This window comes from Sphingomonas sp. R647 (assembly GCF_020177055.1).
GTDB lineage: Bacteria > Pseudomonadota > Alphaproteobacteria > Sphingomonadales > Sphingomonadaceae > Sphingomonas.
Map to the genome: position 1 here is coordinate 313,725 of NZ_JAIQXT010000001.1, position 20,126 is coordinate 333,850.

Sequence of the window (20,126 nt, forward strand, 5' to 3'; positions counted from 1 at the left end):
GAACTGCAGCAGTGACAAGCGGTCCAACGACCCAACCAGCGGTGACAAGCGCAAGTCCGGTAGCGAGGCTCTTTCGGCTCAACCGCATCACATCTTCCCCACCAGCCACACGGTGAACCCACCGCAGCTCGCATCCTCGCTGACGTGATTGACGACAGTCAGCCCACTTTCGGCAAGGATCGCGCGATATTCGGCGGGGGACAGGCTGGCGTGATAGAGGTCTTCGCCTTCGAACTCGCCCATCGCGACGCCGTTTGCGGGGCCGGTGTTGAACAGCGCGACGCCACCCTTGCGCAACCACACGCTCATCCGGCGGATCAGCTTTTCCTGCCGCTCCACCTCAAGGTGGAACAGGCTGCACCAGGCGACGATGCCGTCATAGGCCGCGCTGTCGCCGCCAAAGCGCATCATGTCCGCCTCGATCCATGTGTGGCGTGAAAAGCGCGTGCGGGCGAGGTTGATCAGCGTGGTCGAGGTGTCGACCCCGGTGAGGTGATGCCCCTGATCAATCAGAAAGCGTCCAACCGGCTCGCCGCCGCCACAGCCAAGGTCGAGCAGATTTGCCTCGCGCGGGAGCATGCGGTCGAATCGTTCGAGCCAGGTCCGCTCAGGGAAGCTGCCGCGCCGTGCCGCGTCGAACGCTGCTGCATGGCGCTGGTAAAGGTCGACAATCCGGTGTGGCATCGTCCGAACCTCCGGGATAGGGGCGGAATTTCGGAACTCAAACGCGGTCCGGCGGTTGAACAGGAAACCCCAACCCCGAGCCAGTGGAGACCATCATGGGCGAACTCGTCGACAAGATCAAAGGCAACGTCAACGAAGCGATCGGCAAGGCCAAGCAGCAGAGCAACGACCCCGAGACGCGCGCCGAGGGCGCCGCTCAGGAAGGCAAGGGCAAGGCCCAGCAGCTCGGCGGCAAGATCAAGGGCGCGCTGGGCGACGACATCTGATCGTTCGAATCCAACGTTTAACCGATCTGGGGCCGTTTTCTTCGGGAAACGGCCCTTTTTCGTGGACGAGTCGAATCGACTCCTGCGGCGATTCGAGTCATCACATCGGTCCGGGCCGGGACTTACCTCGGCATTGTCAGCCAGCCGGGGGGCTAGACGCCGATGAACGCCGTTACTCAGCAGCCTGTTCTGCCCTTTGCCAGAGGGGACTGGCGGATTGAACCGCGTGGCAGCGTGGGTAACGCGCTGGCTGATGCGCGCCGCCGCTGTGCCCTGTCGATCGAAGATATCGCCGCGCAGACGCGCGTGCCGATCCGTTATCTCGCCGCGATCGAGGCGGAGCGGTTCGACGAGATTCCCGGCGTGATCTACATCAAGGGCTTTGTGAAAGCGTTCGCCCGCGCGGTGGGGCTATGCGAGCGCTGGGCGGTCGACGCGGTTAGCGCCATGCTGGCGGATGGGTTGAAGCCCGCTCGCGCCTGATCGCTATCCCCGTATCGCCGTTATCGTGGTCGCTGGGCTGATCACCTCCACATCGGTCTTCAGATGCAGCAGGCGAACCCCGCGCTCCGCCAGCGCACGGTCGAGCGCCGGGGCGAAATCCTCGGTGCGCTCGACCGTCTCTGCCCAGCAACCATAAGCACGGGCGAGCGCCGCGAAATCGGGATTGTGCAGCGTGGTGCCCGACAGGCGCGCGGGGAACTCACGCTCCTGATGCATGCGGATCGTGCCATAGGCGCCGTTATCGATCACCAGCACCAGCATGTCCGCGCCATGCTGGACCGCGGTCGCCAGTTCCTGCCCATTCATCAGGAAATCGCCGTCGCCCGCGAGCGCGACCGCGAGCTTGTCCTTGCGGCGCAAAGCTGCGGCGACGGCGGCGGGGGTGCCGTAACCCATCGCTCCAGCAGTCGGGGCCAGCTGCGACGGCTGCGCGCCATAGCGCCAGTAGCGGTGCCACCAGCCCGAGAAATTGCCCGCGCCGTTGCAGACGATCGCATGGTCGGCATCGATCCGCTCACGCATCGCCGCGACGCACTGGCCGAGGTCGAGCGCGACGCCGTCGCGCGGCTTTGGCGTGGACCAGTCCTGCCACTCCGCATGTGCCTCGGCACAGGCGGGGCGGGGCGTTGCGGGAGCATCGGCGGCCGCCAGCATCGCGGCGAACTCGAATACCGGGGCGGCGATGCCGAGGTCGGCGCGATAGACGCGGTTGAGCTCGCCTGCATCCGGGTGAACGTGGATCAGCGTCTGGCCGGGATGGTCGGGCGTCACCAGCGTATAGCCATCGGTGGTTGCCTCACCCAGCCGCGCGCCGACGACCAGTAGCAGGTCGGCGGCTTTGATCCGCGCGACGAGCTTGGGATTGGGACCATAGCCGAGGTTGCCGGCCCATGCCGGGGAGCTGTTCGGAATCGCGTCCTGCCGCCGGAATGCGCCCGCGACGGGAATGCCCCAGCTGCGCGCGAAGCTGTCGAACGCCGCGCCGGTGGCTATGTCCCATCCCGCGCCGCCGACGATCGCCACCGGGCGCTCGGCGGTGCGGAGCAGGTCGAGGACGTCGGTGAAGTCTTCCGGGTCCAGCCCGGCGCTGTGCCGGGTCAAGCGCGGGCGGTCGAGCGTCTCGACGACATCGAGCAGCATGTCTTCGGGCAGTGCGACGACGACCGGGCCGGGACGACCGCTGATCGCCACATTCCACGCACGGGCGACATATTCGGGGATGCGTGCTGCATCCTCGATCCGCGTCGCCCATTTGGCGAGCGGACCGAAGAAGGCCGGGAAATCGACCTCCTGAAACCCCTCGCGATCGCGCATCGACCGGTCGACATCGCCGATGAACAGGATCATCGGGATCGAATCCTGCATCGCGACATGCACGCCGATGCTGGCATTGGTCGCGCCGGGGCCGCGCGTGACGAAGCAGATGCCGGGCTTGCCGGTCATTGCCCCATCGGCGCACGCCATGAACGCCGCGCCGCCCTCTTGGCGACATGTGACCAGATCGACTTGGGGCACGTCGTGCAGGGCGTCGAGCACCGCGAGAAAGCTCTCGCCCGGTACGTGGAAGATGCGGTCGCAGCCCTGGGCCACGAGGTTATCGACCAGGATGCGGCCGCCGTTGCGCGTATTCGTCATCGCCGCACCTTGCCGCCGCGATACCGCGAAGTCGAGCCGCTTACGGCTTGTCGGCGTAGCGCGACTTCAACATCGCCCAGGTTGCACGCAGCCCCATCGCATCGCCGCCTTTGGGTCGACCCGGCTTGGCAGCGGGTCGCCAGGCGAACAGGTCGAGATGCGCCCAGGCGATGTCCTTCGGCACGAAGCGGCGCAGGAACAGCGCGGCGGTGATCGGCCCGGCGAACGGTCCATCGGGGGCGTTGACCATGTCGGCGATGTCCGACTTCAACATCTCGTCATAGCCGTCCCATAGCGGTAGCCGCCACAACGGGTCCTTCACTCCATCGCCCGCATCGAGCATTGCGCCCGCCAGCGCATCGTCATTGGCGAACAGGGCAGGGAGATCGGGACCAAGTGCTACCCGCGCGGCGCCGGTCAACGTAGCGAAATCGAGGATCAGGCCGGGCTTGCCCTCGACCGCCTTGGTCAGCGTGTCGCCGAGGATCAGGCGCCCCTCGGCATCGGTATTGGTGTTCTCCACCGTCAGGCCCTTGCGGGTGTTCAAGACATCGCCGGGGCGAAAGGCATTGCCGGCCACCGAATTTTCGACCGCCGCGACCAGCAAATGCAGCCGCACCGGCAACCGCTGCGCCATCACCAGTCCGGCCAGCGCAATCGCATGCGCCGCGCCGCCCATGTCCTTTTTCATCAGCCGCATGCCCGCACTCGGCTTGATGTCGAGCCCGCCGGTGTCGAAGCACACGCCCTTGCCGACCAGGGCCAGCCGGGGATGCTCGGGATTGCCCCACTCCAGCTCGATCAGCCGTGGTTCCCGCCCGCGCGCCGCCGCCATGCCGACCGTGTGGATCATCGGGTAGCCCTGCTCCAATGCATCGCCGCGCGTGACGGTCAGCGTCGCACCGTTGGTCTTGGCCAGCGCCTCGACCTCGGCCTCCAACTCCGCCGGTCCCATGTCGGACGCAGGAGTGTTGACCAGATCGCGAACCTTGAAGGTCGCTGCAGCGAGGCGCAGCGTCTCCTCGATCCGTCCCGGCTCACCGGTGAGCAGGACGCGCGGGCCCTGCGCTGCCTCGTCCTTGCGGTAACGATCGAAGCGATATTGCGCGAGCACCCAGCCGAGCATCGCTGCGCCGGGTTCTCCGTTCGCAAGGCGATAGGTGCCTTCGGGCAGCTGCTCCCCGAGCGAGGCGATGCGGAAGGGCGAGGTCTCAGCCTCGTCGCAAACCAGCAGCATCGCCCAATCCTCCGGCCCCTCGCCGGGCAGCACGGCGCGGTTGCCCGCCTTGCCCGTCAGCTTGTGCGCGGCGATCGCGGTGCGGATGCGCGGTGGCTGTGCCTTGAGCCAGTCCTGCCACTGGTCGGGGTGGACAACATGGATGGTGCGGGCGGACTGGCCGCGATCGGGCTGAAGCTGCATGGAGAGATCGGTCATCGCCGCTGATCTAGGACGGTGACCCGGCGACGGCAACTAGCGGGCGAGCCGCGTGGTCGGCGCGGTACAGCGCTCCATTGCGCGATCGATCATCGCGACCAGCCGGTTGCGGCTTTCCGCGAGGCGGGCAGGGTCCAGCCCGCGCTCCTGCGTCTCGAAATTCACATAGGGCAGGCCGCGCAGCAGCGCGTAGTTGGACAGCGACCCGTCGCTGACGCTCACCCGCTCAAACACGACGTTGAAATCGGCCAGCGCCAGCGCCTTGCCGCACCAGGCCGAATAGGGCGAGCGGCCGGAGCGGTAGGCGACATAGGCCAGGCTGTCGTCATCATCGAACGGCCATGCCCGGCCCTGCGACGCGTGCGGCTGCATGACGTCGTCGCAGAAGCGGATCGACACCTCGCCGCGCCCCGGCGGGTCGGACTGGTTGCAGCGTGAGTTGCGCGTGTCGAAGCCGGGCGAGTTGGTGTGCAGCGCGATGATCGGCAGCGCCCCGCGGCGCACATCGGCGAGGATGGTGTTGGCGTAGAGCGGTGTGCCGTCACGGAAGTTGCGATTGGGGTCGATCGGCCCGCCACGATCGACCGCCGCGTTCCGGCGGCGGCCGTCCTCGGCGATTCCTGAGTCTACGACGATCATCACCCCGCCATAGGCGCGCACGCCGGCCAGACCTGCTTCGAAGCCGGCATTCTCGTTGTCATGCGGCACGAACCACAGCGGCCCGCGTGGCTTGTTGACATTGGCGATGCGGAACAGCCGCCAAGCCCCTCGTTCTTCACGAAATTCGATCTTCGTGACCGATAGCCCGCGCCACGTCGCGGGATCGCGATGACGGGCGAAATCGTCGTCGGTCAGCGTCAGCGGATCGACCGCCTCGCCGCGAACACCCGGCTCCGGCGCGATCCCGGTGAGGGCAAGCCAGACCGGAAGGGCGAGGAGCCGGCGCTTCATTCAGGCCAGCGGCGCGCCGTAGAGGTCGTGCTCGTCGGCGTCTTCGATCTCGACCTTGACGATATCGCCCTGTTTCAGATGCCCGGCATCACGCAGGAAGACGGTGCCGTCGATCTCGGGCGCGTCGGCCTGTGACCGGGCATTGGCGCCGTCACCATCGACCTCGTCGATGATCACCTCAAGCGTGCGGCCGACCTTTGCCTGCAGCTTGGCCGCACTGATCGCGGCGGTCTTGGCCATGATCCGGGCGTAGCGCTCTTCCTTGACTTCTTCCGGCACCGCGCCGGGCAGGTCGTTGGCGGCAGCGCCCTCGACCGGTTCGAAGCGAAACGCGCCGACGCGGTCGAGCTGTGCCTCGTCGAGCCAGTCGAGCAGATACTGGAAATCCGCCTCGGTTTCACCGGGGAAGCCCACGACGAAGGTCGAGCGGATCGTGATGTCCGGGGCGATTTCGCGCCATTTGTGAATGCGCTCGAGCACCTTCGCCTCGTTCGCCGGGCGGCGCATGGTGCGCAACACGCTGGGCGCGGCATGCTGGAACGGGATGTCTAGATAGGGGAGGATCAGCCCCTCGGCCATCAGCGGGATGACCTGATCGACATGCGGGTAGGGATAGACATAGTGCAGCCGCACCCATGGCGCGATCTTCCCCAGCTCGCGGGCGAGATCGGTCATGTGGGGAACGACCTCCGCACCCTTCCACATCCGCGGTTCCTTGCGGATGTCGACGCCATAGGCCGAGGTATCCTGGCTGATGACCAGCAGTTCCTTGGTCCCCGCCTCGACCAGCTTCTCCGCCTCGCGCAGGATCGCGTCGGGACGGCGGCTAACCAGATCGCCGCGCAGCGCCGGGATGATGCAGAAGGAGCAGCGGTGGTTACAGCCCTCGCTGATCTTCAGATAGCTGTAGTGGCGCGGCGTGAGCTTGAGCCCGCCTTCGGGGACGAGGTTGAGAAACGCGTTGGGCGGCATTGGCGCGGCGTCGTGGACGGCACCGACCACTTCCTCATACTGATGCGCACCTGTCACCGCCAACACATTGGGAAAGCGGGCGCGGATGACCTCGGCTTGCTTGCCCATGCACCCGGTGACGATGACGCGACCATTCTCGGCAATCGCCTCGCCGATCGCTTCGAGCGATTCTTCCTTGGCGCTGTCGAGGAAGCCGCAGGTGTTGACCAGCACCACATCGGCGCCGGCATAGTCGGCGGACATGGCATAGCCATCGGAACGGAGCTTGGTCAGGATACGCTCGGAGTCGACCAGATTCTTGGGACAGCCGAGCGACACCATGCCCACCTTCGGGGCTTCGGGGAGTCGCGTTGCCATGATCGGTCGGCGACATAGGCGATTTGGCGAAAAAAGATAGGGGCGCGGGCAATCCTCCAGCTTTGTTGTGCCGGAACTTGTCAGTTGTCGACCGTGCCGCGTGCCGCCAGACTTTCACGACGGTGCAAGTGCGTGTCTTTTCACCCCGGCGCGCAGCGGCGATGACGTCTCTGGTCTTTGCCGAATCACCGTCCTAACGTGGTGAATGAAAGGTCCTCATTTGAATGAGGCTGGTGGGGCGGGTGCAGGCACCGAACATCATGCTGACGATCCTTCGTCAGCCAGCCGCGCGTATCGTGACGATCACGGGCACGCTGTTCATCATCGTCGCCTGGGTCACGGTGATCTGGCAGATCACGGAAGACCGGGCCGCTGCGGCTGAGGCGGCGATACGCGAAAATCGGGGTCGGGTGGTCGCGTTCGGCCAATATGTGCGCAAGACGCTGGAGGCGGCTGAGCTTGCCACGGTCTATCTTGAGCAACGCTATGGCGAACAGGCGCGCGCCGAGGAAGCTAGCGCCCCGCGCCAGATCGTCCTGCCGCGGTATTTTGATCCGGCGATCGTCGGTGCGCAAATTGCCGACGCGGATGGCAATGTTCGCTTCAGCGCCGGGGACGGCGAGCAGAAAAATCTGAGCGGGCTACGTGTTTTTCGCGAGCTGAGGGCCACGCCCGATCGCATGCGCGCCATCTCCGATCCCATCCTGCGACGCGAAACCGGCGAGACCGTGCTGCTGATCGCCCGGTCGCTCCGCGATGAAGGGGGCAGGTTCCAGGGCATAGCGGCGGTGGAGATTCCGGCGCAGCGCTTCGTCGATTTCAACGTCGGGCTCAACTATCGCGCGGCAGACCTCATCTCCCTCATCTCATTGCGCGGCATGACGCTCGCGCGACGCGAAGGCAGCAGGGTGACCTGGGGACAGAACGTGCAGTTTACGCTGGTCATGCAGCGCCAGCTGGCCAATCCGATGGGAGACTATTGGGGGCCGAGCGTGCTCGACGGTCAGCGTAGGCTGTTCAGCCACCAGCGGCTTCCCAACTATCCCATTTTTGTCACCTCTGGGGTCGGTGAGGCTGATGTGCTGGCCCCGGCTGCCCGCCGGGCGGGGTGGTTCCTGAGCTTTGCGACCGCGTTGACATTGGTGGTCGGTGCGCTGCTCGTGCTCTACTTCCGGCACATCAGCAATCAGGAACAGGCGCAGCGCCGGATCGATATGATGCGCAATGAATTCGCACATTCGGCGCGCGTTTCGTCGCTGAGCGAGATGGCGGCGGGGCTGGCGCATGAGCTCAACCAGCCACTGACCGCGGCGTCGAACTACCTTGCGGTGGGTGAACTGATGCTACGGGGTGAAGGCACGCGAGAGGCCGTGGCATCGCAGCTTCACCAGGTGCGCGGCCAGATTGCCCGCGCGGGCGACATCATCCGCCGCATTCGCGATTATCTGTCGAAGGGAAGCGCGGAACTGCGCGTCGAACTGCTGGACCCCGTCATCTACGACGCGATCGAACTGGCGCGTGGCGGCAATAGCGCTCCGCGCGCGCGCATTCTGTATAATGGCGGGTATGGACAGACCCGCGTGCTGATCGACCGGATCCAGATCCAGCAGGTTCTCGTCAATCTGATCCGCAATGCCGAAGAGGCGCTCGCGCCGCTCCCACCGGAGCGGCGTGAGATCCGGATAGCGAGCGACGTTCTGCCCAATGATATGCTTCAAATCCGCGTGGAAGATGATGGCCCGGGCTTTCCCGACAGTGTGCTCGAGCAGTTCAACCTGCCCTTCATCTCGACCAAAGCCGAGCATGGCCTGGGCATCGGACTGTCGATCTGCCGCCGGATCATCGAGGTGCATGGCGGTGAGCTGAAAGCCTGGAACCGCGGGCAGGGCGCGACGATCAGCATCACCGTGAAACGTGAAAGCGCGCTGCCAAAGCTGGATTGACGAACCTGCTAGCTGGAAGCGACGGCGCCCGTCGGGATAATCTCGACGATTACATCGTTTTCGCGCAGCGCGTGCGCTTCCGGCTCGAAGAATCCGTGCGGCACGCCATCGCGATAGATGCGCACGCCAAGGCCCGTGGCGATTGCCGACAGCGGCTTGCCGATCTCGTGGGCAGCCACGCAGCGCTCCGACAGATGCACCCGCCCGTCGACCGAAGCGAGGTCGAGCATATAGTCCGCGACATGCATCCCCTCGACCGACCCAGCGAGGAGTAGTCCGGCGAAGCTGACCGGGTTGATGACGGTATTCGCTCCGGCTGCGCGCGCCGGAAATTCGTTGTCGTCCGCCTTGATGATGATCGAGATCGGCACCTTGGGCGCGAGGTGGCGGGCGGTCAGGGTAACGAGGATCGACGTGTCGTCGCGCCCGGTGGCGACGATCAGCGTCTTTGCCTCACCAATGCGCACGTCCTGCAGCGTCTGGTCGCGGGTCGCGTCGCCGACCAGCACATTGCAGCCCGCCTCTTCGGCACGGGACAGCGCGTGCTCGCTGCCGTCAATGACGACAATACAGGCGGGGTCGATGCCACGCGCGACCAGTTCGTTGACTGCGTCGGACCCGGTTTTCCCGTACCCCGCGACGACGATGTGATTGGTGAGCATTTTCTGGATCTGGGCCATGCGCCACCTGTCCCATGTGCGTTTGAGGATGAATTGGTAGGTCGTGCCGATAAAGATCAGGATCACGAAGATGCGGATCGGCGTCACTACCAGCGCGTCGAACATGCGCGCGCCGGTCGAGATCGGCACGATGTCGCCATAGCCGGTCGTGGTGATCGAGATCATCGTGAAATAGATGATGTCGAGAAAGCTGATATGCTGATCGAAATTGTCGCGCAGCCCTTCGCGGTCGAACCAGTGGAAAGCCACCGCAAAGGCATAGAGGCCCAGTACCGCCCCAACCCGCCAGGCGATCGACACCCAGGGCGATAAACTCGACTTGCGCCGGAGCGCCGCATGGGTCGGGGTGCTTTTGCGGCTCAACGACTGGGCAGTCTCGGTAGCGGATCGACCGGGGTGCGGCCCTCACGCAGTTCGAAATGCAATTGCGGGCGCGTTGTTCCGCTGTCGCCGGACAGGGCGATCATCTGACCGCGCTTGACCGACTGGCCGCGCTGGACGAGCAACTGGCCGGCATGGCCATAGACGCTGGTCCAGCCGCTGCCATGCTGAAGGATCACGAGGCCACCGAGCGACGGAATTTCGCTACCGACATAGGCGACGGTGCCGTCGGCGGCGGCGAGGATCGGGGTGTCGAGCGGCACCGCGATCTTGATCCCGTCGCTGCGCTCGCCGCTCGCGATCGGGCCGAAGCGCCGGATGATCGTACCCCGTGCGGGCCAGGCAAAGCCACCGCGTAGCGTCGCCGGCGCCGCAACCGCTGCGTCAGGGGGCAGGATGCGTGCAGAAGAGGCAGTCGGCCGGGTCGGGCGGGCGGTCTCGGCAATCGCGGGCTGGCCGCCGGTGACAATGTCGTCGATGTCGAGTCGGAACGCCGCAGCGCGCTCTTCCAGCGTCATCGTCCGCGGATCGCCGGGGATCAGCAGCCGCATTCCGGTGCGCAGGATGAACGGTTCGGCCAGGTCGTTCTCGGTGACAATGCGGCCCCAATCGACGCCATAGGCGCGGGCGATGGCGATGCCGGTCTCACCCGAACGAACAAGGTGATACCGCCCGCCGGGGATCGACAGCCGCTGGCCGACGCGGATCGTGTAGGGCGGGGGCAGGTTGTTGGCGCGCGCGATCGCCTCCGACCCTGCGCCGGTCCGGTCGGCGATTCGGCGCAGCGTATCGCCGGGAACCACGACATATTCCGACGCCGCGATCGCGCGGGCATCGGCGGTGACACGGCGGGCTTCCCATGCCGAAACCGGTGCGGGCAGTGCCGAGACATCGGCCTCACGGCGCGGCGCGCTGGTGGGATCGACCTGCCGGGGTTCCGGAGCGGGACGCGCAGCGGGAGCTGCTCCCGGCGGGATGCAACCGCCGGTCAGCGGCGCCAGCACCAGCGCCGCAATCAATCCCGCCCTGTTGCTGTTCCCCCGCATATCCCGCCCGGCTTAGCCAAATGTCCGGTTGAGCATAACAAGCGATTCACGATGCGTCAGGTCCAGATGCAGGGGCGTAACGGTAATCCATCCCTGTTCGATCGCCTCAAGGTCGGTATCGGCGACCGGCGAGTGCGGGACGCGGCCAAGGCCAAACCAGTAATAGTCGAACCCGCGCGGGTCGGTCCGCTTGTCGAGTCGGAGCCGTCCATAATCGCGCAGACCCTGTCCTACCGGCTTGATTCCAGCCACATCGCTGGCCGGGATCGGCGGGAAGTTGACGTTCATCAGCGTGCGCGGTGCCCAGTCGGCTGCGATCAACGGACGCAGCACGCGCTCGCCCCATTGCTCCGCCGCCTCGAAACTCACCCGCTCTCCGGGCGCGAGCGCGACGTAGCGCTGGCTCAATGCGATCGAGCGGATGCCGGCGAGCGCGCCCTCCATCGCCGCCGAGACCGTGCCGGAATAGCTGACATCCTCGCCCAGATTCGCGCCGCGATTGACGCCGGAGAGGATCAGGTCGGGCGGCCCGTCCTTCATGATCTCCGCCAGCGCCATCATCACCGCATCGGTTGGCGTCCCGGTAACGGCAAAGCGCCGCTCGCCGAAGCGGCGCAGACGCACGGGATCGGTCAGGCTGAGCGAACGGCCTTTGCCTGATTGCTCCTCCAGCGGCGCGACGATGGTGACGTCGTCGGATAGGGTGCGGGCGAGCCGCTCGAGGACCTCGAGGCCATGGGCATGGACGCCATCATCGTTGGTGAGGAGGATCCTCACCCGCGCGGCTCAAGCCGGTTCACGCCGCGCAGATAGGGCTGGAGCACCTCAGGCACTGCCACCGCGCCGTCCTGCTGCTGGTAATTCTCCAGCACCGCCACCAACGTGCGGCCGACCGCGAGGCCGGATCCGTTGAGCGTATGCACGAACGCCGGCTTGCCCTCAGCATTGCGGTAGCGCGCGTTCATCCGGCGCGCCTGGAAGTCGCCACAGGTCGAACAGGACGAAATCTCGCGATAGCGCGCCTGTCCGGGAAGCCACACCTCAAGGTCATAGGTCCGCGTCGCGCTGAACCCCATGTCACCCGCGCACAACAGCATGCGACGGAAGGACAGACCGAGCCGCGTCAGAATATCCTCGGCGCACGCGGTCATCCGCTCATGCTCCGCCTCGGACTGCTCGGGCGTCGTGATCGACACCATTTCGACCTTTTCGAACTGGTGCTGGCGGATGAAGCCGCGCGTGTCGCGCCCCGCTGCGCCCGCTTCGGAGCGGAAACAGGGGGTCAGCGCGGTGAGCCGCAGCGGGAGTTCCTCGCCGCTCAGGATCTGCTCACGCACGCTGTTGGTCAGGCTGACTTCCGATGTCGGGATCAGCCAGCGGCCATCGGTGGTGCGGAACGAATCCTCGGCGAACTTCGGCAACTGGCCGGTCCCGAACATGATCTCGTCGCGCACCAGCACCGGCGGCACGCACTCGTCATAGCCATGATCGCCGGTCAGCGTGTCGAGCATGAACTGGCCAAGCGCGCGGTGCAGCTTCGCCGCCGGGCCGCGCAGCAGGGTGAAGCGCGATCCGCCGAGCATCGCGCCCGTGTCGAAATCGAGGCCGAGCGCAGGGCCGAATTCGTGATGCTCCCCTGGCGTGAAGGCAAAGGCCGGCTGCGTACCGATCGTGTGGACGAGTTGGTTGTCGTCCTCGTTCGCGCCTTCCGGAACATCGGCGGCGGGCAAATTGGGGATCGCGGCGAGGGCGGTCCGCAGCGCTTCGTCCGCCGCGCTCTGGGCGAGATTAAGGTCCTCCAGCGTCTGCTTGAGCCCCGCGACTTCCGCCATCAACGCCTGCGCGCGCTCCTCGTCCTTTGCCGCCTTGGCCTGACCGACCTGCTTCGACAGGTCGTTGCGGCGCGTCTGCGCCTCCTGCTGCTGCGTGGTCAGCGCGCGGCGGGCTTCGTCCAGCGCGACCAGCATCTCGGCCTGCGGTTCGGCGCCACGGCGGGCAAGGGCGGCGTCGAACGCCTCGGGGTTCTCTCGGATGGCGCGGATGTCGTGCATGGGCGCAGGCTATGGCGAGCCGCGCGGGGCTAGGCAACCCGGTGCGCGCGGCGTGCGTTCATGCTGCACAACATAACCAGGAGAAACACCGATGCAGGTTCCCCATAACGCAATGGTCGTCGTCGCCGATGGCCGCAAGATGCTGTTCCTGAGGAACGAGGGTGATGCGGTGCATCTCAATCTGCAGGTCGAGCGCAAGCGGGTGCAGGATAATCCCGACAATATCGACCAGCGCACCGACGCGCCGGGCCGCAGCTTCTCAAGCGTCGGGCCGGGCCGCAGCGCCTATGAGGAAACCGACTTCCACCAGTTGGAAGAAGACCGGTTCGCGGCGGAGACGGCGGAATTGCTCAAGAAGCGTGCGCTGAACAACGATTTCGAATCGCTGATCATCATCGCGCCGCCGCGCACGCTGGGCGAGCTGCGCAAACATTATCACAAGGAAGTGAGCGAGCGGCTGACCGGTGAGATCGACAAGACGCTGACCGGTCATCCGATCCCGGATATCGAACAGGCCCTGATGAACGCGGAGTAACCCGGCGCTGGTCGCCGCGGCGCTTATTCAGCCGCCGCGGCGTCCTTTGCCTTGCGGTTCTGGAACCGCTTGCGCACCACCAGCGCCGCTGCGGCTGCGCCGAACAGCAGCACCATCGGCGGCGCGGGAACCGGATCGGGTCCGCCCGACGAGCTGCTGGTGCCGCTCGAGGTGCCCGAAGACGTGCTGCTCGAGGTCGAGGTGCTCCAGCCGCTCGACGTACTCCAGCCGCTGGAGGTCGATGACGACACATCGCCCGAAGATGAGGCCGACGTCGAAGAAGCGGAGGAGTTGGACGAAGAGGTCGAGACGTCGCCCGATGACGATGCGGAGGTCGACGACGAAACATCACCCGACGACGAGGCGGACGAGGATACGTCACCGCTCGACGCTGACGAGACGTTGCCCGACGAGCCACCCGAAGCCGACGAGACATCGCCGCTGGACGACGAGGACACGTTGCCGGACGAGCCGCCTGAGGCCGACGAAGACGAAACGTCGCCCGAAGAACCACCCGAGGCCGACGACACATTGCCCGAAGAGCCGCCCGATGCCGAGCTGGTCGAGGAACCGCCGGTCGATGACGTGCTGGTGCTCGACAGGCCGCCGGTCGACGTGGACGATCCGCCGGTCGAGGACGTCGAGCTGACGCTGCCGCTGGACGACGACACATCACCCGAAGACCCGCCGGCCGAAGTCGAAGTCGACCCGCCCGAAGTTGAAGTCGAACCGCCGCTGGTGCTGCTGGTCGAAGAGATAACGATGCCGCCGCTGCCCGACGCTCCGCTGCCGCCGCTCGATCCGCCGAAGAAGCCGCCCGCGAAGAAGCCGCCGACAAAGCCGCCGCTGCCACCACCCGTCACGGCCGCCGCTGCGCCACCGCCGCCGCCACCACCGCCGACGACCGGCATTTCGCCGCTCGATCCATAGGTGGGCGGGGGCAAGGGGATCGCGGTTCCCTGCGTCGTGACGGTCAGGACCTGAGGCTGGCACTGTGCGGTCGTCGTGACCGTGCGACGGACCACGCGCTTGCGCAGCGGACGCTTGACGACGCGGCGCTGGACAACACCCTGCTTCACCGACTGGCGCTGTTGCTGATAGCCGCGCTCGGCGCGGGTTTCGGCGACATGAACTGCGCCGCCGCCGACTACGGCTCCGCCGCATGCGCAGGCGCACAGTTTTGCCAAAGCCATCCGAACCGACATTGTGCTTCTCTCTTGTCCCCGGCCGCCGAGGGGTGCGCACTGCACCCGTTTGGCGGGTCATTGCCCTAAAAGTGCAGAAGAAAGTATTAAGTGCAATGTCGTTAACCATGGTTTCGATGCTATCCACGCCATTATTTGCAGGGCGCTCGGATGATCTATGGTTAATGTGCCTTAAAGGGACGGAATGGATGCGGTTGGTTATTTAATGCTTAACCAGCGTCCGGACTTTGTTGAGATAAAACTGCACGTTGGTTCAGCGCGGTGTAATTTCCCGCGTGCCAAGAACGGCTTGGCGCACGAATCTGTGGATTCGGTAGCTTGTGGTACCCAATTTGCCCCGATATAGGGCGCGCGGGGATAAGGGGATTGCGATCGGCCCAGCCATCCGATCCCGTTGTGGAGTGTGGGATGGCGACCGTTTTCGATCACCGCGACGATCCTGAAAAGCCTGTCGCTGCGAACGATTTGCCTGATGGCTATCGTCCGACTGCAGACGAACCGTTCATGAACGCGCGCCAGCAGCAATATTTTCGTGAGAAACTGCTCGCCTGGAAGGACGCGATTCATCGTGAGGCGGCGGGGACGCTCAACCAGCTTCAGGTCGACTCGCTTCGCGAAGCGGACCTGACCGATCGCGCGTCGAGCGAGACCGACTGGTCGATCGAGTTGCGCACCCGCGACCGCCAGCGCAAGCTGATCTCAAAGATCGACGCCGCGCTGCGCCGGATCGAAGAGGGCGAATATGGCTATTGCGAGGTGAGCGGCGAGCCGATCAGCCTCGCGCGGCTCGAAGCCCGCCCGATCGCGACGATGACCGTCGAGGCGCAGGAGCGCCACGAGCGGAACGAAAAGGTGTCGCGCGAGGAGTGACGTTGGCGTTTTCGTCCGCGGGTTAACGGTTTCGATAGTCATTGCTGCTCTAAACTACGCGCGTAACACGTGACACGAGCGGCAGATGGACCAGTTCTCTTCCGACCCATTCAGCGGACGCTTCAGCGACGATCCGGCAAGCCAGCGCAATGCGGTGCGCGACAGCCTGTTTCTCGCTGCAACGCTGCGCATCGAAAAGGTCGAGGTTCCGGTTCGCGTGCGCAATCTCTCGGCGGGCGGGCTGATGGCCGAGTATAGCGACCCCGTCGATTCGGGCACGCCGGTCGAGATCAATGTGCGTGGCGTCGGGTGGACCCGCGGCCATATCGCATGGAGCGCGGAGGGCCGGATCGGCATTGCGTTCGACCGTCCGATCGACCCGCTTTTGGCGCGCAAACCTGTCGGGCACGGGCAGAGCACGCCGCACTACGCAAAGCCGCAGATTTTTCGGGGTTGAACCGGCTCTTCGCGCTTAGAGTAGCGCGGGCAACGGTCGGGCATTTCTAAACATCGCGCCGACACAGCGGCGCCGGTGGGCCGCCCCGCACAAGCGGGGCAACCCGGTGAGCGCGTCAGCTAAACGCGATTTCTTCCTTCAGTTTGAGCTTGCGACGCTTCAGGTCGGCGATGACGATCTGATCGGGCGCCGGCCGCTGCGACTCGGCGACAATCCGCCGGTCGAGTGATGCATGCTTGGCCTCAAGTGCCGAGAGATGCGCGTTCTGCATGGAAGCAATCCTCCTGCTCTGGTTGGGGGAATATCGAGTAGATCACGATTCGCAGGGCTTGTCGCCCCTTGCAAAACTACCCATCGACAGGGCAACGGCGACGTGCGACGGGTTGAGTCCGGGGATGGTCGAGTGATGGACGAAAGCGAGATTTTACGGCGGCTTGAGCTGCTTCGCGTCGACCATCGCGATCTCGACGTGGCGATTGACGCCCTCATCACCACGACGATGCCCGACCAGCTCCAGATCGCACGACTCAAGAAACGCAAATTGCTGCTGCGGGACGAGATCGCGATGCTTGAGGATCAGCTGATCCCGGACATCATCGCCTGATCCCGCGTCGCTTTGGGACATCAGGGTCGTGCAAATCCCTATTTCGTTAATGAACTCTTTCTGTCAGCGTTCATGTCCATGACCGGGGAAGTGGAAACCATGCGCGTTCAGCGCGCGCTGATCGACTCGCTCTATACCGAGTCGATGCTGCTCGCCGACGAGGCGCGCGCCTATTTCGACGTGGTGGGGCGCGAACAGCGCGACATGCTGGGCGCAATGGACCGCGTCGTCTTCTCATGCGAGTCGCTCAAGGTCACGACGCGGCTGATGCACAGCATTGCGTGGCTGCTGACCCAGCGCGCGGTCGCGGCGGGGGAGATTGGTGTGGGCGAAGCGCGTGATCCGTCACGCCGGCTTGGCGAGGCGCCGGTGACCGACGCCGCCGCACTCGAGGCCATGCCGGTCGGCGCCCAGCATCTGATCGCCGCCAGCATCGACCTGCACCGCCGCATCGCGCGGCTCGACGCCGCGCAGGACGAGGTTGTCGGGATTCCGATCAGCCCCGCACGAACAATGCTCGACCGACTCGCCCACGCCTTCTAAATCCCGCAGTTCGATTAGCCCTGTAACCCGGCGCGCGTTCGGGCTATGTTCCGTCGCGTACGGAACCGAAGGGAAGATGCGTGTCGATCGAAGTCGTGGTGGCGTTGCTGGTGACGCTGGTGGTCGGGGCGTTGCTCGGCTGGTTTGCGGGGAGCCGCGGGGCGGCCACGCTGCGCGCCGAACGCGACCGGCGCGAGGGGGACTTCAAGGCAGCCATCGCCGATCTCGCCGCGGCCGAGGAGCGCGCGAAAGAGATCCCGGAACTGCGCGACCAGCTCGACGCGATCCGCGACCAGCGCGACGCCGCGCGTATCGAACTGGCCGAATTGCGGGTCAAGGCAGAGGGGCTTGAGGAACGGCTGACCGGCCAGTTCCGCGAGGTGGCCGGGACGATGCTCGCCGAAACCCAGGCCGCCTTCCTCAAGCGCGCGGAAGATCGCTTCAAGGAATCGGAGGGCGTTGCGGGCCAAAACCTCAAGGCGCTGCTCCAGCCGGTGACCGAGCGGCTGCAGCGCTATGAAGAAGGCGTCGCCAAGGTCGAGGCGGAGCGCCGCGACGCGTTCGGCGAGCTCAAGGGCCAGATCGAACAGATGCGGATCGGGCAGGAGCGGGTGAGCAGCGAGGCGGCGAAGTTGGTCAACTCGCTGCGCAACGCCCCCAAGTCGCGCGGGCGCTGGGGCGAGCAGCAGTTGAAGAATGTGCTGGAGACCTGTGGCCTCGCCGAACATACCGATTTCAATCTGGAGGTGAACGTAGCGGGAGAGGATGGCGGGCGGTTGCGTCCTGATGCGATCGTGCGGGTGCCCGGGGGCAAGTCGCTGGTGATCGATGCCAAGGTATCACTCAACGCCTATCAGGACGCGTTCGGGGCGGTCGATGAGAGCGAGCGCAATATCGGCCTCGCCGCGCACGCCGCATCGATGAAGACCCACATCAACGCGCTCGGTAACAAGGCCTATTGGAACCAGTTCGACGATGCGCCGGATTATGTGATCATGTTCGTCCCCGGCGAGCATTTCCTCTCCGCTGCGCTGGAACATGACTCGGCGCTGTGGGATTTCGCGTTCGAGAAACGCGTTCTGCTGGCGACGCCGACCAATTTGATCGCGATTGCGCGGACGGTGGCGGCGGTTTGGCGGCAGGAGATGCTGGCCAAGGATGCGCGCGAGATCGGTGCGCTGGGCAAGGAACTCTACGACCGGCTGGCCAAGGCGCTGGGCGACCTGCGTACCGTCGGCAGCGGACTCAACACCGCGGTCAAGAATTTCAACGCTTTCGCCAGCTCGCTCGAAAGCCGCGCACTCGTATCGGCGCGCAAGCTCAGAGACTATAATATCGAGACCGGCGCGCGCGAGATCGAGAGCGTGCCGCCGGTCGAACTGCTCGCCAGCCATTCCACTGCAGCCGAGCCGGACGCCGAGAAGACGCTCAAGGCTGCGGAGTAAGCGCTAGCGACTGCGGGCACAGCGCGCGTGGGGCAGGGCGGTGCGATACCAGGATCAGGCCGGTGCCGGTCTGCGTCAGCCACACATCGAGCCGCGCGACCAGTTCGGCTTCGGTCGCCGGGTCGAGTCCTTCGCTGGGCTCGTCTGCCACTAGCCAGGGTCGGTTCGCCAGCAAAGCGCGGGCGAGCGACAGCCGCTTCTGCTCGCCGCCTGACAGCGTTCCGCCGCCTTCCCTGATCGGGCAGTCCAGACCGCCGGGCATAGTGCGCACCCTGTCGGCGAGGCGAACGACGTCCAGCGCCGCCCACATCGCGCCCGCATCGACTCCCGGCCGGGCGAGGCGAAGATTGTCGCCGATCGTCCCAGCAATCAGCTGGGCGGATTGCGGCGCGAGGGCGAATTGCGCCGCAAGCGTTGATGCTTCGGCCTGTGCCACCGGCGTCGCGCCCACGCTGAGCGGCAGCGGCGCGGAACGCAGCCCGGCGAGCGTCTCGACCAAGGTGGTCTTGCCGCTGCCAGAGTCGCCAGTGATGACGATCCGCGCTCCCGGCTCGAGTTCCATGTCCCCGATCCGCAGCTGGAGGGCGGCTGCGCCCGGCTCCGGCGCGGGCTGCGGCGCAATTGCCGCGAGCGCCCCCACACGCGCGAGCCCTTCACCCACGACCGCCTCCCGCAACGCACTGCGCACCCGGATCGCGAGCGCCTCGCTCCCCGCAAAGGCAGCGAGCGCAGCCAGCGCGGCCAGCGCGGGACCATTCTCAGCGACCAGCAAGATCACGACCGCCAGCAGCGCGCTCCATAGCGCCACCAGTCCGTTCAGCGCCGCCTCTCCCCTAGCGAGCGACCGCCGCGCCGCGTCGAGCGCTGCGAGATCCTCGGCCAGCGCGGCCTCCACGCGGTCGGCCAGCCCATAAGCGATGATCTCGGGCCGAGCCGCGGCCAGTTCGACATAGCGGTCGCGCACCCGACCGCGCGCTTGCGCCGCGGCACGGGCGGCGCCGGCGCTCACTCGCCGCGCCAGCGCCGCGCCGACAACCAAGCCGATCCCCGCGAGCACCACAAACGCAGCCGCCGCGCGCCACCCCGACAGCGCGATACACCCAGTGGCGACTACCCCGCCAACCAGCGCACCGGGCAGCGCCGAGCGGCGCACCACCAGATCCTCGATCGCCTCGATATCGTCGATCAGGCGCGTGCTGGCCTCACCGCTGGCAAGATCCGGCGCACTCCGTGGGTCAGCGGCGGCGAGCGTGCCGAACAGCCGGGTGCGCAGCCCCGCCATCGCGGTCAGCGCGGCGCTATGGCTGGTCAGCCGCTCGCCATAACGGGCAGCGGTGCGCGCAATAGCCAGCGCGCGGATCGCGGCACTGGGCAGCAGATAGTTGAACGCGGTCACCGCCGCCAATCCGCCCGCTCCGGCGATTGCCGAACCGGTCAGGAACCAGCCCGAAATGCCAAGCAAAGCAACCGACGCCGCCGCCGCGATCCCCGACAACAGCAACGGCCAGCCAAGGCCGACGCGACGGCCAATGCCCAATTTTGCAGCGATGCGGTCCATAGCC

21 protein-coding genes are annotated in these 20,126 nt (G+C 65.9%); 10 read left to right on the forward strand and 11 right to left on the reverse strand.

Annotated elements, in window-relative coordinates:
* Positions 1 to 87: 87 nt before the first annotated feature.
* Positions 88 to 684: a class I SAM-dependent DNA methyltransferase gene (locus tag K9B35_RS01365; RefSeq protein WP_224920011.1), complete on the reverse strand. Its 597-nt coding sequence runs from the start codon at positions 682 to 684 to the stop codon at positions 88 to 90.
* A 95-nt stretch (positions 685 to 779) separates the two neighbouring features.
* Here K9B35_RS01365 and K9B35_RS01370 point away from each other — a divergent pair, with 95 nt between their 5' ends.
* Both K9B35_RS01370 and K9B35_RS01375 read left to right on the forward strand, forming a co-directional pair.
* Positions 780 to 950 (forward strand): CsbD family protein, encoded by a 171-nt coding sequence (locus K9B35_RS01370; RefSeq protein WP_224920012.1) that lies wholly within the window; start codon positions 780 to 782, stop codon positions 948 to 950.
* A gap of 234 nt (positions 951 to 1,184) precedes the next feature.
* On the forward strand, positions 1,185 to 1,433 hold the full coding sequence (locus tag K9B35_RS01375; protein ID WP_224920013.1) for a helix-turn-helix domain-containing protein: 249 nt from the start codon (positions 1,185 to 1,187) through the stop codon (positions 1,431 to 1,433).
* Positions 1,434 to 1,436: 3 nt separating this feature from the next.
* On the opposite strand, the gene K9B35_RS01380 is transcribed toward K9B35_RS01375, so the two are convergent.
* From K9B35_RS01380 to rimO, 4 genes are read right to left on the reverse strand one after another with little or no spacing between them, the layout of a single operon-like run.
* Entirely contained in the window at positions 1,437 to 3,089 is a 1,653-nt protein-coding gene (locus K9B35_RS01380) for a thiamine pyrophosphate-binding protein (RefSeq protein ID WP_224920014.1), read from the reverse strand.
* A gap of 40 nt (positions 3,090 to 3,129) precedes the next feature.
* Positions 3,130 to 4,524, reverse strand: a complete 1,395-nt coding sequence (locus tag K9B35_RS01385; RefSeq protein ID WP_224920015.1) for a leucyl aminopeptidase family protein — start codon at positions 4,522 to 4,524, stop codon at positions 3,130 to 3,132.
* Positions 4,525 to 4,560: 36 nt separating this feature from the next.
* Complete coding sequence (locus tag K9B35_RS01390) at positions 4,561 to 5,475, reverse strand: hypothetical protein (protein ID WP_224920016.1); 915 nt, start codon at positions 5,473 to 5,475, stop codon at positions 4,561 to 4,563.
* Positions 5,476 to 6,804, reverse strand: a complete 1,329-nt coding sequence (gene rimO / locus K9B35_RS01395) for a 30S ribosomal protein S12 methylthiotransferase RimO (RefSeq protein ID WP_224920017.1) — start codon at positions 6,802 to 6,804, stop codon at positions 5,476 to 5,478.
* 260 nt (positions 6,805 to 7,064) lie between these two features.
* Between rimO and K9B35_RS01400 the strand changes: the two genes are divergently transcribed.
* Complete coding sequence (locus tag K9B35_RS01400) at positions 7,065 to 8,747, forward strand: ATP-binding protein (RefSeq protein ID WP_224920018.1); 1,683 nt, start codon at positions 7,065 to 7,067, stop codon at positions 8,745 to 8,747.
* A gap of 8 nt (positions 8,748 to 8,755) precedes the next feature.
* On the opposite strand, the gene K9B35_RS01405 is transcribed toward K9B35_RS01400, so the two are convergent.
* Genes K9B35_RS01405 through serS form a run of 4 tightly spaced genes read right to left on the reverse strand, consistent with a single transcriptional unit; the run spans position 8,756 to position 12,905 of the window.
* A complete protein-coding gene (locus K9B35_RS01405; protein WP_224920019.1) occupies positions 8,756 to 9,790 on the reverse strand; it encodes a potassium channel family protein in 1,035 nt (344 codons plus the stop codon).
* Positions 9,787 to 10,854, reverse strand: coding sequence for a M23 family metallopeptidase (locus K9B35_RS01410; protein ID WP_224920020.1), 1,068 nt, complete (start codon positions 10,852 to 10,854; stop codon positions 9,787 to 9,789). The genes K9B35_RS01405 and K9B35_RS01410 overlap by 4 nt, the downstream gene beginning before the upstream one ends.
* A gap of 12 nt (positions 10,855 to 10,866) precedes the next feature.
* Positions 10,867 to 11,631 carry a 5'/3'-nucleotidase SurE gene (gene surE, locus K9B35_RS01415; RefSeq protein ID WP_224920021.1) on the reverse strand — a complete coding sequence of 255 codons (765 nt, stop codon included), beginning with the start codon at positions 11,629 to 11,631 and terminating at the stop codon, positions 10,867 to 10,869.
* Positions 11,628 to 12,905 carry a serine--tRNA ligase gene (gene serS / locus K9B35_RS01420; protein WP_224920022.1) on the reverse strand — a complete coding sequence of 426 codons (1,278 nt, stop codon included), beginning with the start codon at positions 12,903 to 12,905 and terminating at the stop codon, positions 11,628 to 11,630. Before serS ends, surE begins: the two co-directional genes overlap by 4 nt.
* Before the next feature lie 91 nt (positions 12,906 to 12,996).
* On the opposite strand from serS, the gene K9B35_RS01425 reads away from it, so the two are divergent.
* From K9B35_RS01425 to K9B35_RS01440, 4 genes are all read left to right on the forward strand, one after another.
* Complete coding sequence (locus K9B35_RS01425; protein ID WP_224920023.1) at positions 12,997 to 13,440, forward strand: host attachment family protein; 444 nt, start codon at positions 12,997 to 12,999, stop codon at positions 13,438 to 13,440.
* Positions 13,441 to 13,509: 69 nt separating this feature from the next.
* Entirely contained in the window at positions 13,510 to 14,370 is an 861-nt protein-coding gene (locus tag K9B35_RS01430) for a hypothetical protein (protein WP_224920024.1), read from the forward strand.
* Positions 14,371 to 15,053: 683 nt separating this feature from the next.
* A complete protein-coding gene (gene dksA, locus K9B35_RS01435) occupies positions 15,054 to 15,515 on the forward strand; it encodes an RNA polymerase-binding protein DksA (RefSeq protein ID WP_224920025.1) in 462 nt (153 codons plus the stop codon).
* An 85-nt stretch (positions 15,516 to 15,600) separates the two neighbouring features.
* Positions 15,601 to 15,972 (forward strand): PilZ domain-containing protein, encoded by a 372-nt coding sequence (locus tag K9B35_RS01440; RefSeq protein WP_224920026.1) that lies wholly within the window; start codon positions 15,601 to 15,603, stop codon positions 15,970 to 15,972.
* Between the two features lie 115 nt (positions 15,973 to 16,087).
* On the opposite strand, the gene K9B35_RS01445 is transcribed toward K9B35_RS01440, so the two are convergent.
* Positions 16,088 to 16,243, reverse strand: coding sequence for a YdcH family protein (locus K9B35_RS01445; protein WP_224920027.1), 156 nt, complete (start codon positions 16,241 to 16,243; stop codon positions 16,088 to 16,090).
* A gap of 135 nt (positions 16,244 to 16,378) precedes the next feature.
* Between K9B35_RS01445 and K9B35_RS01450 the strand changes: the two genes are divergently transcribed.
* The 3 genes from K9B35_RS01450 to K9B35_RS01460 all read left to right on the forward strand — a co-directional run bounded on the left by K9B35_RS01450 (position 16,379) and on the right by K9B35_RS01460 (position 18,564).
* Positions 16,379 to 16,576: a YdcH family protein gene (locus K9B35_RS01450; RefSeq protein WP_224920028.1), complete on the forward strand. Its 198-nt coding sequence runs from the start codon at positions 16,379 to 16,381 to the stop codon at positions 16,574 to 16,576.
* A 78-nt stretch (positions 16,577 to 16,654) separates the two neighbouring features.
* Positions 16,655 to 17,119 carry a DUF1465 family protein gene (locus K9B35_RS01455; protein WP_224920029.1) on the forward strand — a complete coding sequence of 155 codons (465 nt, stop codon included), beginning with the start codon at positions 16,655 to 16,657 and terminating at the stop codon, positions 17,117 to 17,119.
* 80 nt (positions 17,120 to 17,199) lie between these two features.
* The gene (locus tag K9B35_RS01460; RefSeq protein ID WP_224920030.1) at positions 17,200 to 18,564 is read left to right on the forward strand and encodes a DNA recombination protein RmuC; all 1,365 of its coding nucleotides are present in this window, start codon (positions 17,200 to 17,202) and stop codon (positions 18,562 to 18,564) included.
* Here K9B35_RS01460 and K9B35_RS01465 read toward each other — a convergent pair.
* Positions 18,548 to 20,122, reverse strand: coding sequence for an ATP-binding cassette domain-containing protein (locus K9B35_RS01465; RefSeq protein ID WP_224920031.1), 1,575 nt, complete (start codon positions 20,120 to 20,122; stop codon positions 18,548 to 18,550). The two genes, K9B35_RS01460 and K9B35_RS01465, sit on opposite strands and share 17 nt — an antisense overlap.
* Positions 20,123 to 20,126: the final 4 nt, after the last annotated feature.